This is a genomic window from Jiangella sp. DSM 45060 (assembly GCF_900105175.1).
Taxonomy (GTDB): domain Bacteria; phylum Actinomycetota; class Actinomycetes; order Jiangellales; family Jiangellaceae; genus Jiangella.
Genome location: NZ_LT629771.1, coordinates 4,145,630 through 4,163,792, shown reverse-complemented (window position 1 = coordinate 4,163,792; position 18,163 = coordinate 4,145,630). Strand labels below are relative to the sequence as shown.

General features: G+C 70.0%; 19 protein-coding genes. All 19 read left to right on the top strand.

Annotated elements, in window-relative coordinates; translation table 11 throughout:
* Positions 1-29: 29 nt before the first annotated feature.
* The 19 genes from BLU82_RS18655 (at position 30) to BLU82_RS18565 (ending at position 18,162) form a co-directional block, all read left to right on the top strand.
* Positions 30-281, top strand: coding sequence for a helix-turn-helix domain-containing protein (locus BLU82_RS18655; protein ID WP_092622621.1), 252 nt, complete (start codon positions 30-32; stop codon positions 279-281).
* 100 nt (positions 282-381) lie between these two features.
* The gene (locus tag BLU82_RS18650; protein ID WP_157741120.1) at positions 382-795 is read left to right on the top strand and encodes a hypothetical protein; all 414 of its coding nucleotides are present in this window, start codon (positions 382-384) and stop codon (positions 793-795) included.
* Positions 792-1,655 (top strand): hypothetical protein, encoded by an 864-nt coding sequence (locus BLU82_RS18645; RefSeq protein WP_092622619.1) that lies wholly within the window; start codon positions 792-794, stop codon positions 1,653-1,655. The genes BLU82_RS18650 and BLU82_RS18645 overlap by 4 nt, the downstream gene beginning before the upstream one ends.
* Positions 1,656-1,746: 91 nt before the next feature.
* The gene (locus BLU82_RS18640) at positions 1,747-3,642 is read left to right on the top strand and encodes a hypothetical protein (RefSeq protein ID WP_092622618.1); all 1,896 of its coding nucleotides are present in this window, start codon (positions 1,747-1,749) and stop codon (positions 3,640-3,642) included.
* Positions 3,643-3,821: 179 nt separating this feature from the next.
* Complete coding sequence (locus BLU82_RS18635) at positions 3,822-4,493, top strand: hypothetical protein (protein WP_157741119.1); 672 nt, start codon at positions 3,822-3,824, stop codon at positions 4,491-4,493.
* Positions 4,490-5,983 (top strand): type IV secretion system protein, encoded by a 1,494-nt coding sequence (locus tag BLU82_RS18630; protein WP_092622616.1) that lies wholly within the window; start codon positions 4,490-4,492, stop codon positions 5,981-5,983. Before BLU82_RS18635 ends, BLU82_RS18630 begins: the two co-directional genes overlap by 4 nt.
* A 14-nt stretch (positions 5,984-5,997) precedes the next feature.
* Positions 5,998-7,014: a hypothetical protein gene (locus BLU82_RS18625; RefSeq protein ID WP_092622615.1), complete on the top strand. Its 1,017-nt coding sequence runs from the start codon at positions 5,998-6,000 to the stop codon at positions 7,012-7,014.
* A gap of 114 nt (positions 7,015-7,128) precedes the next feature.
* On the top strand, positions 7,129-7,539 hold the full coding sequence (locus tag BLU82_RS18620) for a hypothetical protein (RefSeq protein ID WP_092622614.1): 411 nt from the start codon (positions 7,129-7,131) through the stop codon (positions 7,537-7,539).
* Positions 7,527-7,868, top strand: coding sequence for a hypothetical protein (locus BLU82_RS18615; RefSeq protein ID WP_092622613.1), 342 nt, complete (start codon positions 7,527-7,529; stop codon positions 7,866-7,868). The genes BLU82_RS18620 and BLU82_RS18615 overlap by 13 nt, the downstream gene beginning before the upstream one ends.
* A gap of 221 nt (positions 7,869-8,089) precedes the next feature.
* Positions 8,090-8,404, top strand: coding sequence for a DUF6112 family protein (locus tag BLU82_RS18610; RefSeq protein WP_092622612.1), 315 nt, complete (start codon positions 8,090-8,092; stop codon positions 8,402-8,404).
* A gap of 50 nt (positions 8,405-8,454) precedes the next feature.
* Entirely contained in the window at positions 8,455-9,906 is a 1,452-nt protein-coding gene (locus BLU82_RS18605) for an SCO6880 family protein (protein WP_157741118.1), read from the top strand.
* Complete coding sequence (locus tag BLU82_RS18600) at positions 9,903-11,411, top strand: hypothetical protein (protein ID WP_092622610.1); 1,509 nt, start codon at positions 9,903-9,905, stop codon at positions 11,409-11,411. The genes BLU82_RS18605 and BLU82_RS18600 overlap by 4 nt, the downstream gene beginning before the upstream one ends.
* 77 nt (positions 11,412-11,488) lie before the next feature.
* The gene (locus BLU82_RS18595) at positions 11,489-13,237 is read left to right on the top strand and encodes a type IV secretory system conjugative DNA transfer family protein (protein WP_197682312.1); all 1,749 of its coding nucleotides are present in this window, start codon (positions 11,489-11,491) and stop codon (positions 13,235-13,237) included.
* Entirely contained in the window at positions 13,234-13,575 is a 342-nt protein-coding gene (locus BLU82_RS18590; protein ID WP_092622609.1) for a hypothetical protein, read from the top strand. The genes BLU82_RS18595 and BLU82_RS18590 overlap by 4 nt, the downstream gene beginning before the upstream one ends.
* A gap of 403 nt (positions 13,576-13,978) precedes the next feature.
* Positions 13,979-15,256 carry a hypothetical protein gene (locus BLU82_RS18585; RefSeq protein ID WP_092622608.1) on the top strand — a complete coding sequence of 426 codons (1,278 nt, stop codon included), beginning with the start codon at positions 13,979-13,981 and terminating at the stop codon, positions 15,254-15,256.
* A gap of 28 nt (positions 15,257-15,284) precedes the next feature.
* Complete coding sequence (locus BLU82_RS18580) at positions 15,285-16,310, top strand: hypothetical protein (RefSeq protein ID WP_092622607.1); 1,026 nt, start codon at positions 15,285-15,287, stop codon at positions 16,308-16,310.
* A 636-nt stretch (positions 16,311-16,946) separates the two neighbouring features.
* Positions 16,947-17,297, top strand: a complete 351-nt coding sequence (locus tag BLU82_RS18575) for a hypothetical protein (protein WP_092622606.1) — start codon at positions 16,947-16,949, stop codon at positions 17,295-17,297.
* On the top strand, positions 17,294-17,548 hold the full coding sequence (locus BLU82_RS18570; RefSeq protein WP_092622605.1) for a hypothetical protein: 255 nt from the start codon (positions 17,294-17,296) through the stop codon (positions 17,546-17,548). Before BLU82_RS18575 ends, BLU82_RS18570 begins: the two co-directional genes overlap by 4 nt.
* On the top strand, positions 17,545-18,162 hold the full coding sequence (locus tag BLU82_RS18565) for a hypothetical protein (protein ID WP_092622604.1): 618 nt from the start codon (positions 17,545-17,547) through the stop codon (positions 18,160-18,162). Before BLU82_RS18570 ends, BLU82_RS18565 begins: the two co-directional genes overlap by 4 nt.
* Position 18,163: the final 1 nt, after the last annotated feature.

The following is an 18,163-nucleotide window of genomic DNA, read 5'->3' as shown; positions in this document are numbered from 1 at the left end:
GAGTCAACCTAAGTCAAGGAGGTGCTGCGATGCGCAGGGCTACAGCTGGTCATGTGGGCGCGGATGCGCCCGGCTTCTACAGCGTCGCGGAAGTGGCGCGCATGCTCGGCATGTCGACAATGACCGTCTACCGCGCCATAGCTGACGAAGAGTTCCCGGCCATCAAGATCCGGGGTCGGCTCATCGTGCCGGCGAAGGCACTTGAAGCCATGGTCGACGCGGCTACCGCGTCGCAGGCTCCCGTGGACGCAGCTGACTACGTCCCACCGAGCGCGGCCTGACCCACGCCGCAGCACACCGGATCCTTTAGCCGGCGCGGGGGCGCCACTGGCTACCAACCGTTCGCCCCCGCGCCTTTCCAAACCTCCGGAGAGGTTCAGCATGTCCGATTCTACGCAGCACCCTGCGCTCGCCGAGGGATCTGAGCAGCCGACTTGGTGGCTTCTACGCCGCGCGGTGGCAGGAGACAACGAGGCGGCCGCAGCGGTCGTGATCTTGTGTGATCGAGTCTTCGTTGACGATCAGCGTGCGTGGTCCCACGTGGATGATCGGCGCGAGGCGATCGACTGGGCCGGGATCCTCGCCGAAGGCACGTGGTCTTCTGGAGAGCGCGCCCTGCTGGCGTTGGGCAGGAATCTGTGGTCAGGCGGCGACGACACTGCCGTTGATGTCACGGATCTGATCCGCCTCGGTGATGGCTACTTCGCCGTCGCGATGGAGGCGATCGCAGCACGTCGGGGCGTAGGCCCCGTCGCTGGCGGCTTCGTGTCTCGCGCGCGGAGTGATCGATCGTGATCACGGATATCCGTACAGACGAGGGCCTTCGTGAGGCGTTGGTCCTGCTGCCCACGCGCGGCGGTTGGAACGGTCCGGCGGGCCGGCTCATTCTCGCGGAGGTCCGCCGACGAGCGGTGACGCTCGCCGCCAGAGTCCAGCGCACGTCCGATATCCGCGAAGAGAGCCTGCCTGATGACATGGTCTCGTTTGCCTGGGAGGTGTTGTCGTCCCGGCGGGATTCGGTGATCGGTGCTGGTAGTCCTTGGGGCGTGGTCACGACCGCGCTGCTTCGTCGAGCGCGCAATGAAGTCCGCGCCGCCGAGTTGCTGAGTGGTAGCCGTGTGGCGCGCCGCGAGGTGGAGAAGCATGGGTCCAAGACCGTGAGCAGGTACGGAGATTGGGCTGAGATCGAGGCCCGGGTCCAGGACGCGTGGGGGTCGGCCGATGCCCGAAAGACCGCTCAATTCGAATGGGATGAGGGGCTGAAGGCTCTGCACGCCGAACTCGTCGCAGCTGGTGCACCGGCGCGGGCCGCACGGGACGCGATCGAGGGGGCGTTGGAACTGCTTGAGCACGGGGTCCGGCGAAGCTGGCTTCATCACGTGGCCTATCGAGATGTCCGCCTCGCCGCGCAGATGAGCAGGACGCAAGTGCGGGCGCTGATGGATTTGCTGATCGGATCTCGCCGGCACGGCGCCGCCGGATCTGCTTGGCTCGCGCTCCGTCAGGCCGCTCAGGACGGCCGACCGGCCAAGATCGCTGAGGCCCACCCGCAGTCGGTGCGGAAGGTGCGCGCGCTCGTCGAACCCTGGCTCCGCAACGACCTCTGGGACGGAAGACCGCGACAGCTGGAGTTGGCACTGGGAGTTGCCGCGTAGTTGCTCATTCCTCGCCCGTCCGGGGCAGCATTGGCAGTAGGCATTTCGTTGCAGAGGTAGGAGGACCGGTGGGCTCGGCGGGAGGATCGGTGTGAACGCGCAGTTGGATCAAGAGGCACACGGCACCGAATTTGGCGAGCTCGAGGCCGCGATGCGCCTCGAAGCGCCCGATGACTGGACTAGGACCGTTCTCGAAGTGTCTGCTGCAGCGGACAATGTCGCGTTCGTTCAGCGGTTCTTGCTCGACGGCGACGTGGTCAGAACGCGGGTGGAACTCGAAGACCAAGATCATGATCTGCGTCTTCGACGTGCGATCCATGGCACCCGAGCGGTCATGTACCTACCTGACGCCGGCACCTGGTACAACGCCACGTTCACCTTGACAGAGGCCGGCGGGCTTACTCAGTGCGCCGATTGGGATCACCCTCCGTTCGACGGGGTGGTCGACGAGTATTCGTTGAAAGACGATCACCAGATGTTCCCTCGGGACGCCGATCATTTGCCGGCGTGGCACGTGGCGAGCAGCCAGCGCCGGTGGCTGGCGTGGCGGCTGCCGGAACCGCCGCCCGACCCGAACCAGCCGACGGACTCTCAGCTGAGTCAGATCGAGGACGTCATGACCGGCCCCGCAGAGGACCTGGACTGGACACGGCTGGTGCTGAATGTGACCGGTGCGGGCGATGGGTTGGCGATGCTGCTAACGGTGGAGCATGCCGACGGCACTTGGAGTCGTCAGTGGACGCCGATTCGTGTGGAGTCCGGCGACGCGGACGCGGTCCGCAAGGTGCGACAGGACATGGCGCGCCCCGGCAAGGGCACCTGGTACAACGCCATCTTCACCCTGGATAGCGGGACGGCGACTCCGCGAGCGGAGCTGGACTACGACACTCCGCCGTTCGGCCGCAGGTGGGACAGCACCGGCGGGGTATGGCCGGTGGACGAGCTGCTGGTGGACGACCACAAGCTATTTCCCCGGGAGGAGGATCGGTTGCCAGCCTGGCATCCGGTTCGCGGCGACGACCGTCAGCCGATCCCACAGCCGGTTATGACCAGGCAGCTCGAGGAGCCGCTGAACCACAGCCCGTTCAACTGGATCAAGCAGTTCATGCTCGGCATGGCCACCAAGGCCGACTCTCCGAACCAGCTCCACGTCAGGGCGCCATGGAGCAAGGTCACATTGGTCGTGTCGGCCGCCGGCCGAAGTGTCGAAGCGAAGGCGACTGTGGTGCGCCCCGACGGTGCGGTCGACTCGCCCCGGGTCGCCGAGTACCACCAGCAGCTGGTCGCACGGCTGCGTGAGGTCCGGCGCTTGACGACCAGGCAGGGGAGGGGCGCCTGGTTCAACGCGACATTCGTCGTGGACCACAGCGACGGTGAGCTGCGGACGGATTACGACTACGAGAACCCGCCGGCGCACGTCGAGTCGCCCTCGTTGTTGAAGTCGTACATGCATGATGACCAGGAGATGTTCCCGCGCGATCGGGAGCACATGCCCGAATGGCACCCGGGGAGCATAGACCCGCCGCCGGTGCTGCAGCTCGACGGTCCGCGCCACGAGATCGACGACCCGCTACTGAAGCTCGGGTATGCGGTGGTGGACCGGATGCCGGTGGAAGACGATTGGTGGTCCAAGATAGTTCTGCGGATCACCGCTGCGGCCGACACGGTCCGTACGTCCGTCGTGGCGACGTTCCAGGAGGACGACACTCCTGAGGATCGCCACTTTTACCTCCCCGGGCTTGAGGATGCGTGCTTGGAGCTGCGGCAGTCGATGTATGACCACAACACTGGCGCCTGGTACGCGGCGATCATCACCATCGAGCGACCGCGGTTGAACATGGGTCGCTGGTACGACTACGAGGCGCCGCCGTTCGCCGGCTTCTGGGGTCCGCAGGAGTGGGAGTTGATCCAGCGCGACCACGAGATGTATCCACGGGAGGTCGACGAGCTCCCGGACTGGCACCCGGCGTACGCGCCACTGGAGTAGTCCACTGCCGGTGACGACCTGAGCCGCCCTCCCGGCCCGCCTGTCGGCGACCTGGGAGGGCGGTTCTTCGTGGTGTGGCCGTCAAATGTGCGCGGCGGGGGCCACCCCTACTTCTGACAGGAACGTCTCGTCGGAAGTGAGGCAGCACGATGCAGGTCATTCGACAGAGGTGGTCGGCGTTGCCCGCCACCGCCCGGTGGGGGACAGGGGCACTGGCCGTACTGTTGCTGGTCGTCCTCGTGCTGGGCCTACTCAGCGGCGGCACCTCCGACAGCGGCCCCGACCCCGGCGCTCAGCATGAGGTGCCGGGAACACCGTCCACCGGCACGTCGGCGCCGACACCCTCGCTGCAGCCGACGGAGCCAACGGCGCAGCCGACGTCGCCGCCGGACGGGGTCGCCGACACCGATTCGCCCGACGAGTACGCAGCCAGCGTCGCCGAGCTCGTGCTCGGGACCAACCCGCGTGACCACGCCCGCGACGACTACCTGGCTCTGCTGCTCGGCGAGGTCTCCGACGAGGCGGTCGGCGAGTCCCGGGTACGGATCGAACCCGTGATCGCGGCGGCGCTGCCCGATGACTACCAGTGGCTGCGCCAGCGCGACTACGGCCAGGTGAACACCTTCGAAGTCGAGCACGTGTGGGAACCCGACGTCGTCGACGACGTCCGCGACCGGATCCCCGACGGCTACGCCGTGCGCACCGTCGCCGGCACGCAGACCACCCGGTTCAACGCCGAGAACGGTGACCGCGCCAGCTCGTCCACGCCTCGGTTGCTCACGGTCTTCAGCTTCTGCCCGCCCGGCGGCACCTGCTCGCTGGTCGGCATCCCCCAGGAGGTCCTGCGATGATGCCCGCGTTCGATGTCTGCGAGGTCCCGATCATCGGCGGCGGCTGCACCATCCTCGAGGGCCCCGGTGGCTGGTTCGAGGACATGATTACCGCCGCGGCCGGCGCGGTGTTCGGGTTCGCGATGTCGCTGATGTCGTGGATCTGGAACCTCATCACCACCACCACGTCCCCGCACACGGATGCCTCGTTCGTCTACGAGTGGGCCGGCCGCGTGTTCGGCATCGCGCTGCCGATCACGGTGGGGTTCCTGGTCATCCAGATCGTCACCCTCCTTCTGCGCAACCGCAGTGGCGCCGGGATCCCCAAAGCGGTCGTCCTGGCCGGTGTCGCGGTGCTCGGCACGGCCGCGTCGGTCCCGATCATCCACCTGTTCACCACCGCCGTCGACGGCGTCTCGCACGACCTGACCGCGATCACCTTCGGTGACCTGGACTCCGTGGGGGATCGCTTCACCGAGATCCTGTCCACCGTCCTGGACACCGCGGGCGCGATGCCCGGCCAGGACGGCGCCAACTACGCCGTCCTCGGTGGCGGCTCGGTCGTGGCCGGCGCGTTCGGGTTCATCGTGTTCGGCATCTTCCTCGTGTTCGGGGCACTGGCCGTGTTCGCCGCGCTGCTGGTGCGCACCATGCTCCTGGACATCGCCGTCGTCATCGGCCCGCTGGCCATCATGGGCCTGGCCTGGGACAAGACACATGGCTGGTTCCGCAAGTGGATCAGCCTGGTGGTCGCGCTGATCTTCACCAAGCTCGCCGTCATGATCGTGTTCGGACTGGGCGTATCCGGGCTGGAGAGCCTCAGCTTCAGCACCGACGGCGCGGGCGTGGTGGGCGTGCTGCTCACCTCCACGCTGATGCTGATGCTCGCCGCGCTCGTCCCCGTGGCCTGCTTCAAGTTCATGAGCTTCATCGGCGACGAGATCGAGGCAGGACACCTGCACGGCGCCGGCACCGCCGCAGCCGCCCGCGGCGCGCAGGTGGCCGGCCGAGCCAACCCGGCCCAGATCATGCACACCCGCTCGTCCGCCGCCTCCACGGTCAACGGCGGCGCGACGGCCGGAGGCGGCACCCGGTCCACCCCGGCACCGCCATCCGGCCAGCCCGCGACCGGAACCGGAGGCGCCGCCGCAGCCACCGGGGGAGGAGACACCCAGCCGCCGGAGACGCCGCCGAATGGCACCGGCGGGCGCCCGCCGGGGAGCGGCGCGAGTGGCGGTGGCGGATCCTCCACGGCCGCACCGGTGCCCGCTGGGCGCGGTGCTGGCCGCGCCACAGGAGCCGCGACCGCAGCACCGGGTGGCGTCGCAACGGCCTCCGCAGATCGTCCTGCCGCGCCCGCATCCACAATCAGGCCAACGGCCGCTCCGCACAGTCCTGCGGGCCCGTCCTCCACGCCCGCCTCGCCGCCGGCGCAACGGCCGGCACCTGAGCCCGGCGGCGGACCGGCGGCGGCCGAGCGCACCGGACCGGACCTGACCCGGCCGAACTGACGAGGGAAACAGCCATGAAGAAACTCATCGCCTTTCCCGTGGCGGTGGTGCTCACCGCGGCGGGCGTTCTCGGCGCAGGCGGCGCCGGCGAGGGCGGCGGCGAGGACAGTCAGTGGTGCGTGCCCGGAGACGGCGCACCGATCACCGACCTTGACGAGGATCAGTCCAGCAACGCGCGCACGATCGTCACCGTCGGCGAACAGCTCGGCGTGCCCGACTTCGGCCTCGCCGTCGCGCTGGCGACCGCCGCGCAAGAGTCCACCCTGCGCAACCTCGACCACGGCGACCGCGACTCCGTCGGGCTGTTCCAGCAGCGCGCACCCTGGGGCACCTTCGAGGAACGCACCCACCCGCCGACGTCGTCGCGGTTCTTCTACACCGGCGGCGCCGGCGGGCAACCCGGCCTGCTCGACATCCCCGGCTGGGAGCACATGCCACTCACCGAGGCGGCGCAGGCCGTGCAGGTCAGCGCCTACCCCGACGCATACGCGACATGGGAGGACGACGCCTGGACCTGGCTGGCCGAAATCCGCGGCGACCTCGCCCCGCAGCCGCCTGACGGCGGAACCTGCGATTCGGAATGGAGCGGCGAGGACCCGCCGCCATTGGTCGCCGATCCTGCCGCCCTGATGGCGCGGGCCCAGGCCTTCGCCGACGCCAACGCCGCAGGGCTTCCTGACCCGTACTTCGGCGCCACGCACTACTACCGGCTGTGCGCACAACTGGCGGCCAGGGTGCACGGCCGTCAGTTCTCCGGCTTCGTGACCGCCCTGGACCAGTGGCGCACCTACGTCGCCACCGGCGCGGCCGTCACCGATGGCAGCCCTCCGCCGCCCGGAGCCTTGCTGTTCTACGACAACGTGCCTTCCGGGCACGTGGCCGTCTACCTCGGCGACGGACTGGCCATCAGCAACGACGTCCTGGACGAACAGACCGGCCGCCGCGGCGGCGTCTACATCGTCCCCACCAGCGAGCTCACCGACGGCGCCTGGAACCTTCCATACGCCGGCTGGGCACCCCCGACCTATTGACCCCTACCCCAAAGGAGCCGCCCGTCCGATTCAGCAGACCGTGCGCCCTCGCGCCGGTGCAGCCACACCGGCACGAGGACTTGATCCCCACCTGAACAAGCAGGAGGAAGACCCATGCAGAACGTACCGACCCGCGCACCCGGCGTGACCACCTGGTCGTGGTTCGTCGACGACTCCACCGGCCACATGACCGTGCACGCCGAACCCGGCACGATGCCCATCATCCGCGTACACCTGAAGAACGACGGCCAGGAGCAGGTATTCGACTTCGCCATGACCGTCGCGGACGCCTTCCGCGCCGCAGAGCAGATCACCGACATGGCCCGTGCCGGTCGCCGCGCCGAGTGGACCCCGGACGTCATCCAGTACGTGAACGACACCTACTTCCACGGCTGGTACGACGACGACGTCGTCCAGGAGCTGGACAAGCTCGCCGACTACCTCGACGCGCCCACGTTGCTACAACCCGACGGCACGTTGACCCCGGTCGCGGACGCCGTCTTGAAGGCGCGGTGGTCCCGCTGATCACCGACCGCGACACCGAGTGCTCGCTGCGCTGGTGCGATGAGACCGGCTACCACGCGACCCACCGCCTCTACCTCGAGTCCATTCGTGGCCGCGGTCGTCGCGAGGGCATGGTCGGGGTCAACCTCATCCAGGACGACCGCCGCGGTGCCGACGTCCGGGTCGAGGTTACCTCCTCCAACGCTGCTCAGCGCCCGCTGTCCGCCCTGCATCCCGACACGGCCGCCGAGCTCGCGGAGGCCCTCGCATCGGCGGTCGCCAGGGCGCAGCGGCTCTCCCACTACGGCAAGGACGTCACCATCGCCCACCCGGTGGTCGCCGGCCCATGAGTTCAGTGGGCGGCAGGCGTCGCCGCTCCGGCTACAGCACGCACGACTGAGCCGGTGACCAGGTGCCCAGCGCGCCAGGTCACCGGCTCATTCGTGACCAGTGCCCTCGCCCGGCGCCGCGTCGGCGCGGCGTTGAACGCGAATGTGCGCGGCGGGGGCCACCCCTATGTGCGAGAGGTGCCGACACCCGGCGGCACCCGATCACCGAAGGGAATCGCGACATGTCCACTCTCACCGCGCTGGCGAGCAACATCCAGGCCAACACCAACCCGGGGATCAGCCCCAACACCACCGGCCTGCCCGGTCTGAGCGTGCTGCAAACCGGTGTCGGCGCGTTCGTGTTCTGGGCCCTGGTCCTGTGCGTCGCAGCGCTGGTCGTTTCGGCCGTCGCGCTGGGCTTCTCCAAGGTCACCGGACGCGGCGGCTTCGCCGACACCGCGAAGTCCGGCGTCATGTGGTCGGCCGCGGCCGCCGTCGTCATCGGCGGCGCCAACGCGATCATCGCGTTCTTCGCCAACGCCGGCACCGGCATCTGACCAGCCATCAGCACCCCAACAGACAGACGAGTTCGAGGAGGTGACGATCAGTGACTGTTGAGACCGCTGACCGGCGGGTGCAGTTCGGCCGACGCCCGCAACGCGGGATCTTGCTGGGCCTGTATCTGCCGCAGCTGATCTACGTCGGGCTGGCCCTGCTGGTATTCATCCCCAGCCTGTACGTCGGGCAGTTCCAGCTGGCGCTGCTCACGTCGCCGGCGTGGGCGCCGCCGCTGGTGCTGGCCTTCGTCAGCGTGAAGGGCCGCAAGCTGGGCGACTGGCTGCCGCTGGTGGTGTCGTTTCACCGGCGCCGCCGCGCCCGGCAGACCTCGTTCCGCAAGCAGACCTCGAAGCCGCGACCGGACGGGACGCTGGCACTGCCCGGGGCGGCGGCCGCGCTGCGGCGGGTCGTGCATGAGGCGACCGGCGCGGTGATGGTGCACGACCCGCACGCCCGCACTTTGGCCGCCACGTTGCGGGTCGTGCCCGGCGCGTGGACGCTGGCCGAACCAGCCGAGCAGGACCGCCGTGCCGACGCGTGGGGGTCGATCCTGGCCGAGTTCTGCACGGCCGACACCGGCATCGCCCGCATCCAGGTGCTCGAGCGCACCCTGCCTGAGTCCGGGGTTGCCGCCGAGGCGTACTGGCGCAAGCACGGCCGCGACGACGACTCGTGGGAGGTCGCCTCCTACAAGCAGCTACTCGCCGCGGCGACGCCGGCGTCGGAGCGGCACGAGACGACCCTGACGCTGGTGCTGGACATGCGCAAGGCCGGGCGCGCCATCCGCGACGCCGGCGGCGGGGTGCCGGGCGCGGCGGAGGTGCTGGCTCAGCAGATCGGCATGCTGACCTCGCGGTTGTCGGGCATGGACGTCCGCCCGGACGGGTGCCTGTCCAGTGCCGACCTGGCCGTCGTGCTGCGCGGCGCCTACGACCCGGCCTCTCTGCCCGGGCTGGCCAAGCACGATATCGGCCGGGTCACCGAGCACGCCGGCCCGCTCGCGGTCGAGGAGGAGTGGGACCACCTCAAGGCCGACTCGGCCTACCACTGCGTGCTGTGGGTAGCCGAATGGCCCCGCATCCAGGTCGCGGTCAACTTCCTGTGGCCGCTGCTGCTCACCTCCGGTGTGCGGCGGGCGGTGTCGACGATCTTCCGTCCGGTCCCGACCGGGAAGGCGCTGCGCGCCGTGCGTGCCGAGCTGGTCGACCACGAGTCCAACGCCCGGCAGCGGGCCCGCCGCGACATCCTGGAGACCGAATCGGATCGCCGCGAGTGGAACGACACCCGCCGCCGCGAGGTCGAGCTCGCCTCCGGCGCTGGGGACATGGACTACGCCGGGCTCGTCGTGGTGTCGGCGTGGACGCTGGATGAGCTGCGGGCCTCGGTCCAGCAGATCACCACCGCCGCGGCGAAGGCGCACTGCGAGCTGCGGGTGCTGTACGGGGAACAGGCGGAGGCGTTCACCTGCGGGGCGCTGCCGCTGGGGCGGGGGCTTCGATGAGCACCCACCGCAAGGTCACCACGTCCTCGCTGATGATCCCGCAGCGGGAGACGATGGCGCAGCGCCGGGCCCGGCGCGCCGCCGAGCGGGAGCTGCTGCGAGGCGCCCGCCAGCACGGCGCCGCCACCGCGGCGGCGCGGCGCGCCGCGGCCGCCGAAGAGGAGCGGATACGCCGCGCCATCTCGGCGGCGGGGGAGCAGCGGCCGCACGCGCTGCGCAACCGGCGCCGGTTCACCGTCCCCACCCACCGGGCCACTACCCGCAACCTGGGCGGCGTCTACCTGTTCCAGGCCGAAGGCGGCCTCGGCGCGGACGGCATGCTGATCGGCACCGAGGTCTACACGGCCGGGTCGTTCTTCTTCGACCCGTGGGTGCTGTACGAGGCCGGCGTGCTGACCAACCCCAACATCTTCCTCGTCGGGGAGATCGGGTCCGGCAAGTCCGCACTGTTCAAGTCCATGGTCATCCGCGCCCGCGCCTGCGGCGGCCACCGCGCCTACGTGCCCGGCGACGTCAAGGGCGAATGGACCCCGCTCGTCCAGGCGCTGGGCGGCGCGGTCATCGCCGTCGGCCCCGGGCTGCCCAACCGGATCAACCCCCTCGACGAGGGCCTGCGGCCGGTTGGACTCAGCGACGAGGACTGGGCCCGCGAGGTGAGGGCACATCGGCTGGAGCTGCTGCGCTCGCTGGCCGAGTGGCTCGGCCGCCGTGCTCTCGCGCCGACCGAGCACACCGCGCTGGCGATCGCGCTGGACACCGCGGCCGAGAACAACACCGTGCCGCTGCTCCCGCATGTGGTGTCGCTGTTGTTCGCCCCCGACCAGGCCCGGCCGCTGCAGCTCGGGTTCGACAGCTACGACCGTCTCCGCGACGCCGGCCACGAACTCGGCCACCTGCTCGGGGTCATGGTCTCCGGCGAGCTGGCCGGCATGTTCGACCAGCCTTCCACCGTCGCGTTCGACCCCGCCCTGCCGGCGATGAGCGTCGACATTTCCCGCCTCGGCGAGTCCAACCCGGCGATGCCGCTGGTCATGACGTGCGCGTCGTCGTGGATGGAAGCGGCCGTCCGCGATCCCGGCGGCGGGCGCCGATTCATGGTCTACGACGAGGCGTGGCGGATCATGCGAGAGCTGCCGCTGCTGCGGAGGATGCAGTCGCAGTGGAAGCTCGCCCGCGGTCTCGGGATCTCCAACGTCGCCATCATGCACCGCTACAGCGACGGCTCCGCCGTCGGCGACGCGGGCAGTGAGCAGCGAGCGCTGGCCGAAGGCCTGATCGCTGACACCGCCACCCGGATCATCTACCGGCAGAAGGCCGACCAGATCCGCACCACCGCCGACGTCGTCGGCCTCAACAGCGAAGAAGCCGGGATGCTGCCCGGCCTGGACCGCGGCATCGGGCTCTGGCGCGTCGGCAACCGCTCCGTCGTCGTGAAGAACACTCTCACCGACGCCGAAGTGGCGCTCACAGACACAGACCAGCGCATGCACGCCGACGGACGGTGATCAGGATGGCATCCGAACCGCTGGGGGCCAGCCGCGATGACACCGTAGCCATCGTCGGTCTGATCAGCGTGGGCGCCGTGGCCACCGTACTGTTGCTCACTTGGTGCGGTGCGGCGCTGGCGGCCGTGACCACGGGGCACACGGTACCGGCGTTCGCCGCCTCCCGCGCCTGGGCAGCGGTGCGTCAGCCCGCCGACCCGGCCGCCGCGTGGGCGACGCCGATGCCGTCACCCGTCCTGGTGTGGGCCATCACAGGGATCGTCATCGCAACGGGTGCCGTTCTGACGATCGCCGCGCACTTCGTGTGGCGCCGCCGCGGCGGCGCGCGGCCGCCGAGCATCGGCTACCCGGCCGGCACCGCGACCCGCAGCGAGGTGCTGCGCGCGGCCGGCGAGCGCAGTCTGATGGCCCGGGCTACGCACTTGCGCCCCGGGCTCCAGAAGGCGGGGCCTGGTGACTGCGGGCAGCTGCTCGGCCACTCGCGTGGTGTCGCCGTCTGGTCGCCGGTCGAGGATTCCCGGGTCATCGTCGGGCCGCCCCGGTCGGGGAAGGGCCTGCACTTGGTCATCCCGATGATCCTGGACGCCCCGGGTGCCGTCGTCACGAACAGCACCCGGCCGGACAACCTGACCGCCACCATGGCCGCCCGCGAGAAGGTCGGCCCGGTGGCGGTCTTCGACCCGCAGGGTCTCGCGCCGGGGATCTCCAATGGGCTGCGCTGGTCCCCGGTGCGCGGATGCGAGGACCCCGAGACCGCGATGGTCCGCGCGCGCGGCCTGGCCGCCGGCAGCGGGGTCGGCGGCAAGGGCGTGGAGAACGGCGCCTTCTGGCAGGGCCAGACCGAGGCGGTCCTGCGCGGCATGCTGCACGCCGCCGCGCTGGCCGGGCACACCCCGCGCGACCTGTACCGGTGGTCCCTCGACCCCGTCGCCGCGCTCGAGGCCGCGCGGATCCTCGCCGACAACCCCCGCGCCGCCTACGGCTGGGGTGACGCCCTCGAGGCCGCCGCCACCGCCGACCAGCGCACCCGCGACTCCATCTGGCTCGGCGTCCGCTCCGCGCTGGGTGCGCTCGCGGCGCCGAAGGTGCTGGCCGCGGTGTCGCCGTCGCCGGGGGAGGAGTTCGACCCCGTCCGGTTCCTGCGCGACAAGGGCACCCTCTATCTGATCGGCACGTCCAACGGCGCCGGCAACGCTGGCGCGCTCATCAACGCGCTGATCGAGGACCTGGTGGAGACGGCCCGCCGTCTCGCCGCCGCTTCGCCCCGAGCGCGGCTGGACCCACCACTGAACCTGATCTTGGACGAGCTGCACAACTTCCTCGCGATCTCGTCGCTGCCGTCGCTCATGTCCGAGGGTGGCGGCAGCGGGATGGTCACCACCGCCGTGTTCCAGTCGGTCGCGCAGATCCGCGATGGCTACGGCGAGAACCTGGCGCACGCGATCTGGGATTCCGCGATCGCCAAGGTGATCCTCGGTGGCGGCTCCACACCCAAGGACCTGCAGGACCTCGTCACGCTCATCGGCGAACGCGACGAGGAGACCGTGTCGCTGTCTCGGTCGACCGGCCGCGGCGACGGGTCCCGCTCACGGCAGGTATCTCTTCGGCGCGTCCCGATCCTCGATGCCGCCCGGATCCGCACCCTGCCGTTCGGCACTGGGCTGCTGATGCTGCGCTCGGCCGCGCCGATCATGCTCAGCCTCACCGACTGGAGAAGACGTCCCGACGCCGACGAGATCACGGCCGCACGCGATGCCGTCGCCGACCTGATCAGCGACGCCTTCGCTGCCCAGAGCAGCGCCCCCTCTGCGCAGGTGACCCGATGACGACGTCCACCGAGCCGGGGCCGATCCGGGAGGCTTGGCAGATTCTCGCTTCGGCCGCCTACATCCTCGACACGCCGACCAGAAGCCTCCACGACCTGCTAGCCCTAGCTGTCGTCGGCGACGCCATGGACGCCCTGGTCGACGGCCAACCAACCGGACAACGCATCGACGTCGGTGACCACGCGCCGCACCCGCCGCATCAGGCCGCCCGGTGCGCTCTGGCCATCCTGGACCACTACAGCGCCGAGCAGGTCACCGACCAGGTCCGCGTCGCCCGCAGCGTCCGGATCCTCCGCACCCTCGTGGATGACCCACCCACCGGAACAGGACGACCATGAGACCGCTCCGCCCGCTCGCTCGCCGAGACGCCCGGCGAGCCGCCTACCGGCGCCGCTACGCGGAATACATGGCCTCTCCCAGGTGGTGGCGCCGCCGCGAGCGCTGGTACCACGACGAAGTCACCGCCACCGGCCGCGCACCCCGATGCGCGGTCTGCGGAACGGAGTGGACTCTCACCAGCGGCGACCTGCACCACGCCACCTACGAGAACCTCGGCCGCGAACACCATCGCGACCTGGTCCCGATGTGCCGGACCTGCCACGAACGCCTCCACCAGGTCCTCGACGGCTCAAGGCACTGGCGGAAGCTCCCACGCGCCGCCGCCACCACACAACTCATCACCATCCTGCGGCGACAACGCCAACGCGCCGCCGGCGCCGATCCAGAGGGAGAACGACACCCATGACCAGCCACGCAGGCCTCGTCGCGAACGCGGTCGAAGCGCTCAACGGCGTCGCTCAGATCGCTACCGGCCGCGACGGCGGCGACTTCGTCAATGACTTCGCGATCATCCTCGACCAGACACGCCGGGCCGCCAGCGTCGGCTACGTCGCCGACGGCCCCTTCGACGCAGATCCGATCGCCGCCGCGGCGGGCTACTCCGCCCGTACGAGCGACCTCTTCAGGCTTACACACGCGGTGCGCGCAAGGGGCGCCGGCGACACCCCCGTGCGGGCGCCGGCTCCGTACGTCGGCGCCGCCGTCGACGCCCTGACCGCGCTGGTCCGCCACGACCTCACTGCGGGCCGGGCGTTCGCCGACGACGTCGCGCAGATCCTGGCCGCCGTCAGCAACGAGGTCGGCGGGAATCAGGCACTGCTCGGTGGGCCAGCGAGCACAGAACCAGCCACCGCGCTCGCACAACTGCTCGGCAACGACACCACTACGGACCCGCTCCACCGAGCCCAAGCCTGGGCCTGGATGAAGACCACCGACCAGGCGCAGCACAGAGCCCTGGAGCAACGGTTCACCGAGTTGTTCCAGGCGGGTGCGGCGGCACTTTCGGACAGGCTCCAGTGGGAGATCGTCGAGAAATGGCGATCGCGCAGGTACGACGGAATGAGCGGTCAGCAGCGCGACGACGTCGAGACGGCACAGGCGCGCGCGTGGCTCAGCGTGTCCGATCCCGGCCTCTCGACCGTCTGGGAATACGCCTACGAATTCGTCGTCACCGATGGCGAGGCTGCGCACGATCGCACGCAGTTGCTCGGGCTGTGGCGCGCTGCGACGGGCGAGAACGGCCACACGGCCCTCACCATCGAAACGCTGACGTCGGAGTTGCGCGCCGAGTGCACGGACTTGCTCGACCGACGACGAGCCCGGCTCGCCCAGGCCGAAGCCTGGCTGAACACTAACTACCCGATCGAGCACGCCGAGTGGCGATCAAATCACCTCTCCATGCCCGATCACGGCTTTGAAAAAGCCCTCGTGCATGTCTGGCAAGACCACCACCGCCTCCCGCACAGCGCGGACGACGACGCCGCACGACTCCGCGACATCACCGACCGGCTTCAACTCGCCGAGGTCCCCGAGAAGGACCGCGCCGCGGTACTGCGGAGCATCCGCCTCGACCAGATGCGACGCGCCGTGGAAGGCCGCCATCGAGCACCCACGGCATCCCCGCGGACAACTCGCAGCCAGCCGACCCAGATGACCAGTAACCCGGCGCTCGGCATCTGACAACCCCACCGGAACGGAAGGACGAACCATGACCGACTACGGCATCCCGTACGAGTCCCTTCGGCCGACCGAGAAGGTCACCCTCACCCTGACCGAACTCGCGCGGGAGCGGTACCTCACCGACGTCGGCGAACGACCGTTCAGCTTCGCCGACGACCTCGCATGCATCCTCGCGGCCGTCAACACCCGCATCGGCGGAACGAACGTCCTGTTCGAAGGCCAGCGATCCGACACCCGAACCGCGTTGGTCACCAGCCTCGTCGCGATTGGCGCCGGCCAGCGCCTCGGCTCCGACGAGAGTCGCTACGACCTGGTCGTCGACACCATGACCGAACTCGCCGACGACGTCCGCCGCCTCATCGACGACGAGGGCAATGCGCCGTTTCACTTCGCCGACGAACTCGCCTCCGCGCTCACCGACGTGGCCCGCAACCTGGGCGGGATCGAGCAACTGCTCGCCGGCCAACCAGTCACCCTGAACACCACCGCAGTGGCAGGCCTGCTCGGCAGCACCGTCCCGGACCCGCTGCCCACTCACCGCTCTGAGCCGATCAAGCTGCTACTTGACGTCAACGACCAGTTCGACGGCTTCGGGCTGCAGGACAACTACCACTACGTCCTCCAGGGACTCCAGTTCAGTGGTGAGACCATCCCCGACGACTTGCGGCAACGGGTGAACGACACGATCCGAGCCGTCCAAGACGAGTACGCCGCGCAGAAGGCCGACTACGCCCGGAACTTCACTCACGCGGCCCAGGAGATCGCCAAGCAGTTGGGACTGCGGGCACCCGTTGAAGTGACGATCGGCTGGACCGGCGACCCCGACGCCGCTCGCACTGACCCTCTCGCAAGGCGCCTGTTCGAGGTGATCACCCAGTCCACGGTCGTCCCAGCGACCGGACTGGCACCACGAGAACACCCGGGCAGAACGCCGGCTGACATGCCTGGCGCCCGGGCGTTCCGCGCCTACCTCACGGATCCGGCGCCCCCAGCCGCTCCGCCTCGGGCAACTCACACCCAGATGGCGCCGAGCCGGCCGGTGCCCGGGATCTGACGGTCAACGAATCTGGAAGGACACCCCCAAGTGGCGCGCAGACGCACAGGAATGACCGATACCCAGAAGCGGCGGGAGCGCGTCGGCGCGGCGGTCGGGATCTCCCGGCAGGCGGCCAACGAGACGTGGCGATGATGAGCACCGACCATGCGGTGACGCCGGCGAAGTTGCGGCGCCTGGTCGGACAGGCCGAGTCCCTGGCAGCAGAGCTCGCCGCCGTCCGTGACCGGTTGCGCACCGACCCGAACGAGTCCACCCGGTTCGCGGGGTTCCGGCTGGACGACGCCGCTGGCACTGCGGCCCAGATCGCGCGCGAGCCCGTCGCGACGGCCAGTGACCTGGCCTGGGTGCGGGGCCGGTCGACCTGCGGTGCGGACTGGGGTGTCTGCCCGGAGCACGGCAACACGCTGCGATCGAGTGGCGGCCGCGCTGGTGCGCTGTCCTGGACTGCGGCCGGTCGTGGGGCTACGACCGACTGGGCCTGCCGTGCAGCGAGCCGGTCGCGTTCGACGTGCGTGACGCGAACGGCGACGGCGTTCCGATGTGCGCCGGCCACGCGATGGACGCCCGCGAGCGGCTCGACGGCGCGGTGGTCACACCGGTCCGAGCCGCCAACCACGACCCGGAGGACACACGATGAGCGCCGACCATGTCACCAACGCCAGCATGACGATCGAGGAGAAGGATGGACAGCTGCGCCAGGACGAGGCCGAGGCGCTGGCCTTCGTCGGCCGGGCGTTGCTGGAGGCCGTCGGCCCGGAGCGGCTCGTCGCCGCCGGCGAGGTCCTGGAAGCGCTCCGCGACATCTCGCTGGCGCCGCTCAGCGGCAAGATCGAGCACGACGGCCACGGCAACCCGCTCTACACCTACGGTGCGCGCATGGTGTGGAGCCAGGCGCACGACGTGACCGAGGAGGCCGGGCACCTGGTGCGCACAATCACCAGGGCACTCGCGTTCGCGGCCGCGACCCCGGAGCAGCGGCCATGACCAGCAGTGAGCCGATCCGGCTGGCGTACCCGCACCAGCGCAACGACTGCGACGTGTGCCGGGAGTACGACGCCGACATGATCGCCACCGCCGTCTACCCGCCGGGCCAGATGGAGATGTCGTCGCGGCCGCAGTGTCTGTGCTCCCGCTGCGCCGGCGCCGTCCTGGCGATGCAGGTGCTCTACGGCGGCGTCGTGACCGTCACCGCCATCGCTGGCCAGTCCTCCGCGAGACCGGGCGAGGTGCGATGAACGGCCCGATCGACAACCTGTATGACGCACGCGACCTGCTGAACGAGGTCATAGGTCCCAACAGGTGGCCCGCCGAGACCCTGGATGTCGAACAGTTCGTCGACGCCGTCCGGAAGAACCTGGACTGCTGGGTGGTCCTGGTTGAGCGCGCAGCGCACGTTCTCGCCGTCGAGGCGCCCAGCGCCGCCCGCGACACGGAGCGCGCCCACCTGACGATGTCGGAGAACGCGCTCCTCGAGGTCGCCGCCGCCATCCGCGCCATCGACTCCCTCATCTGGGCCGCCGACGAACCCCTGCAGCGCATGGTCGCCGACCGGCACATCCGCCAACTCGGCGAAGACCCGCCGGCCTGGGACCAGTTGGTGGCCGAGCACGCCGCCACCCAGAGCACCACAGCGCCGGACGTGACCCCGGCGACACTGCGCGCGCTGGCCAGCCAGGCCGAAGCCCTGGCGGCCGCGACCGACCAGACGCGCGACCAGCTGCCGGCTCACATCACGATCGGCGGACACATCGCCGCCGCCGGTGCGGCCGCTCGATCGGCCGCCGAGGACCTGACGGACGCCGCGACGATCCTCGCCCGTGACCGAGGCGCCAACGCCGATCCGGGATAGT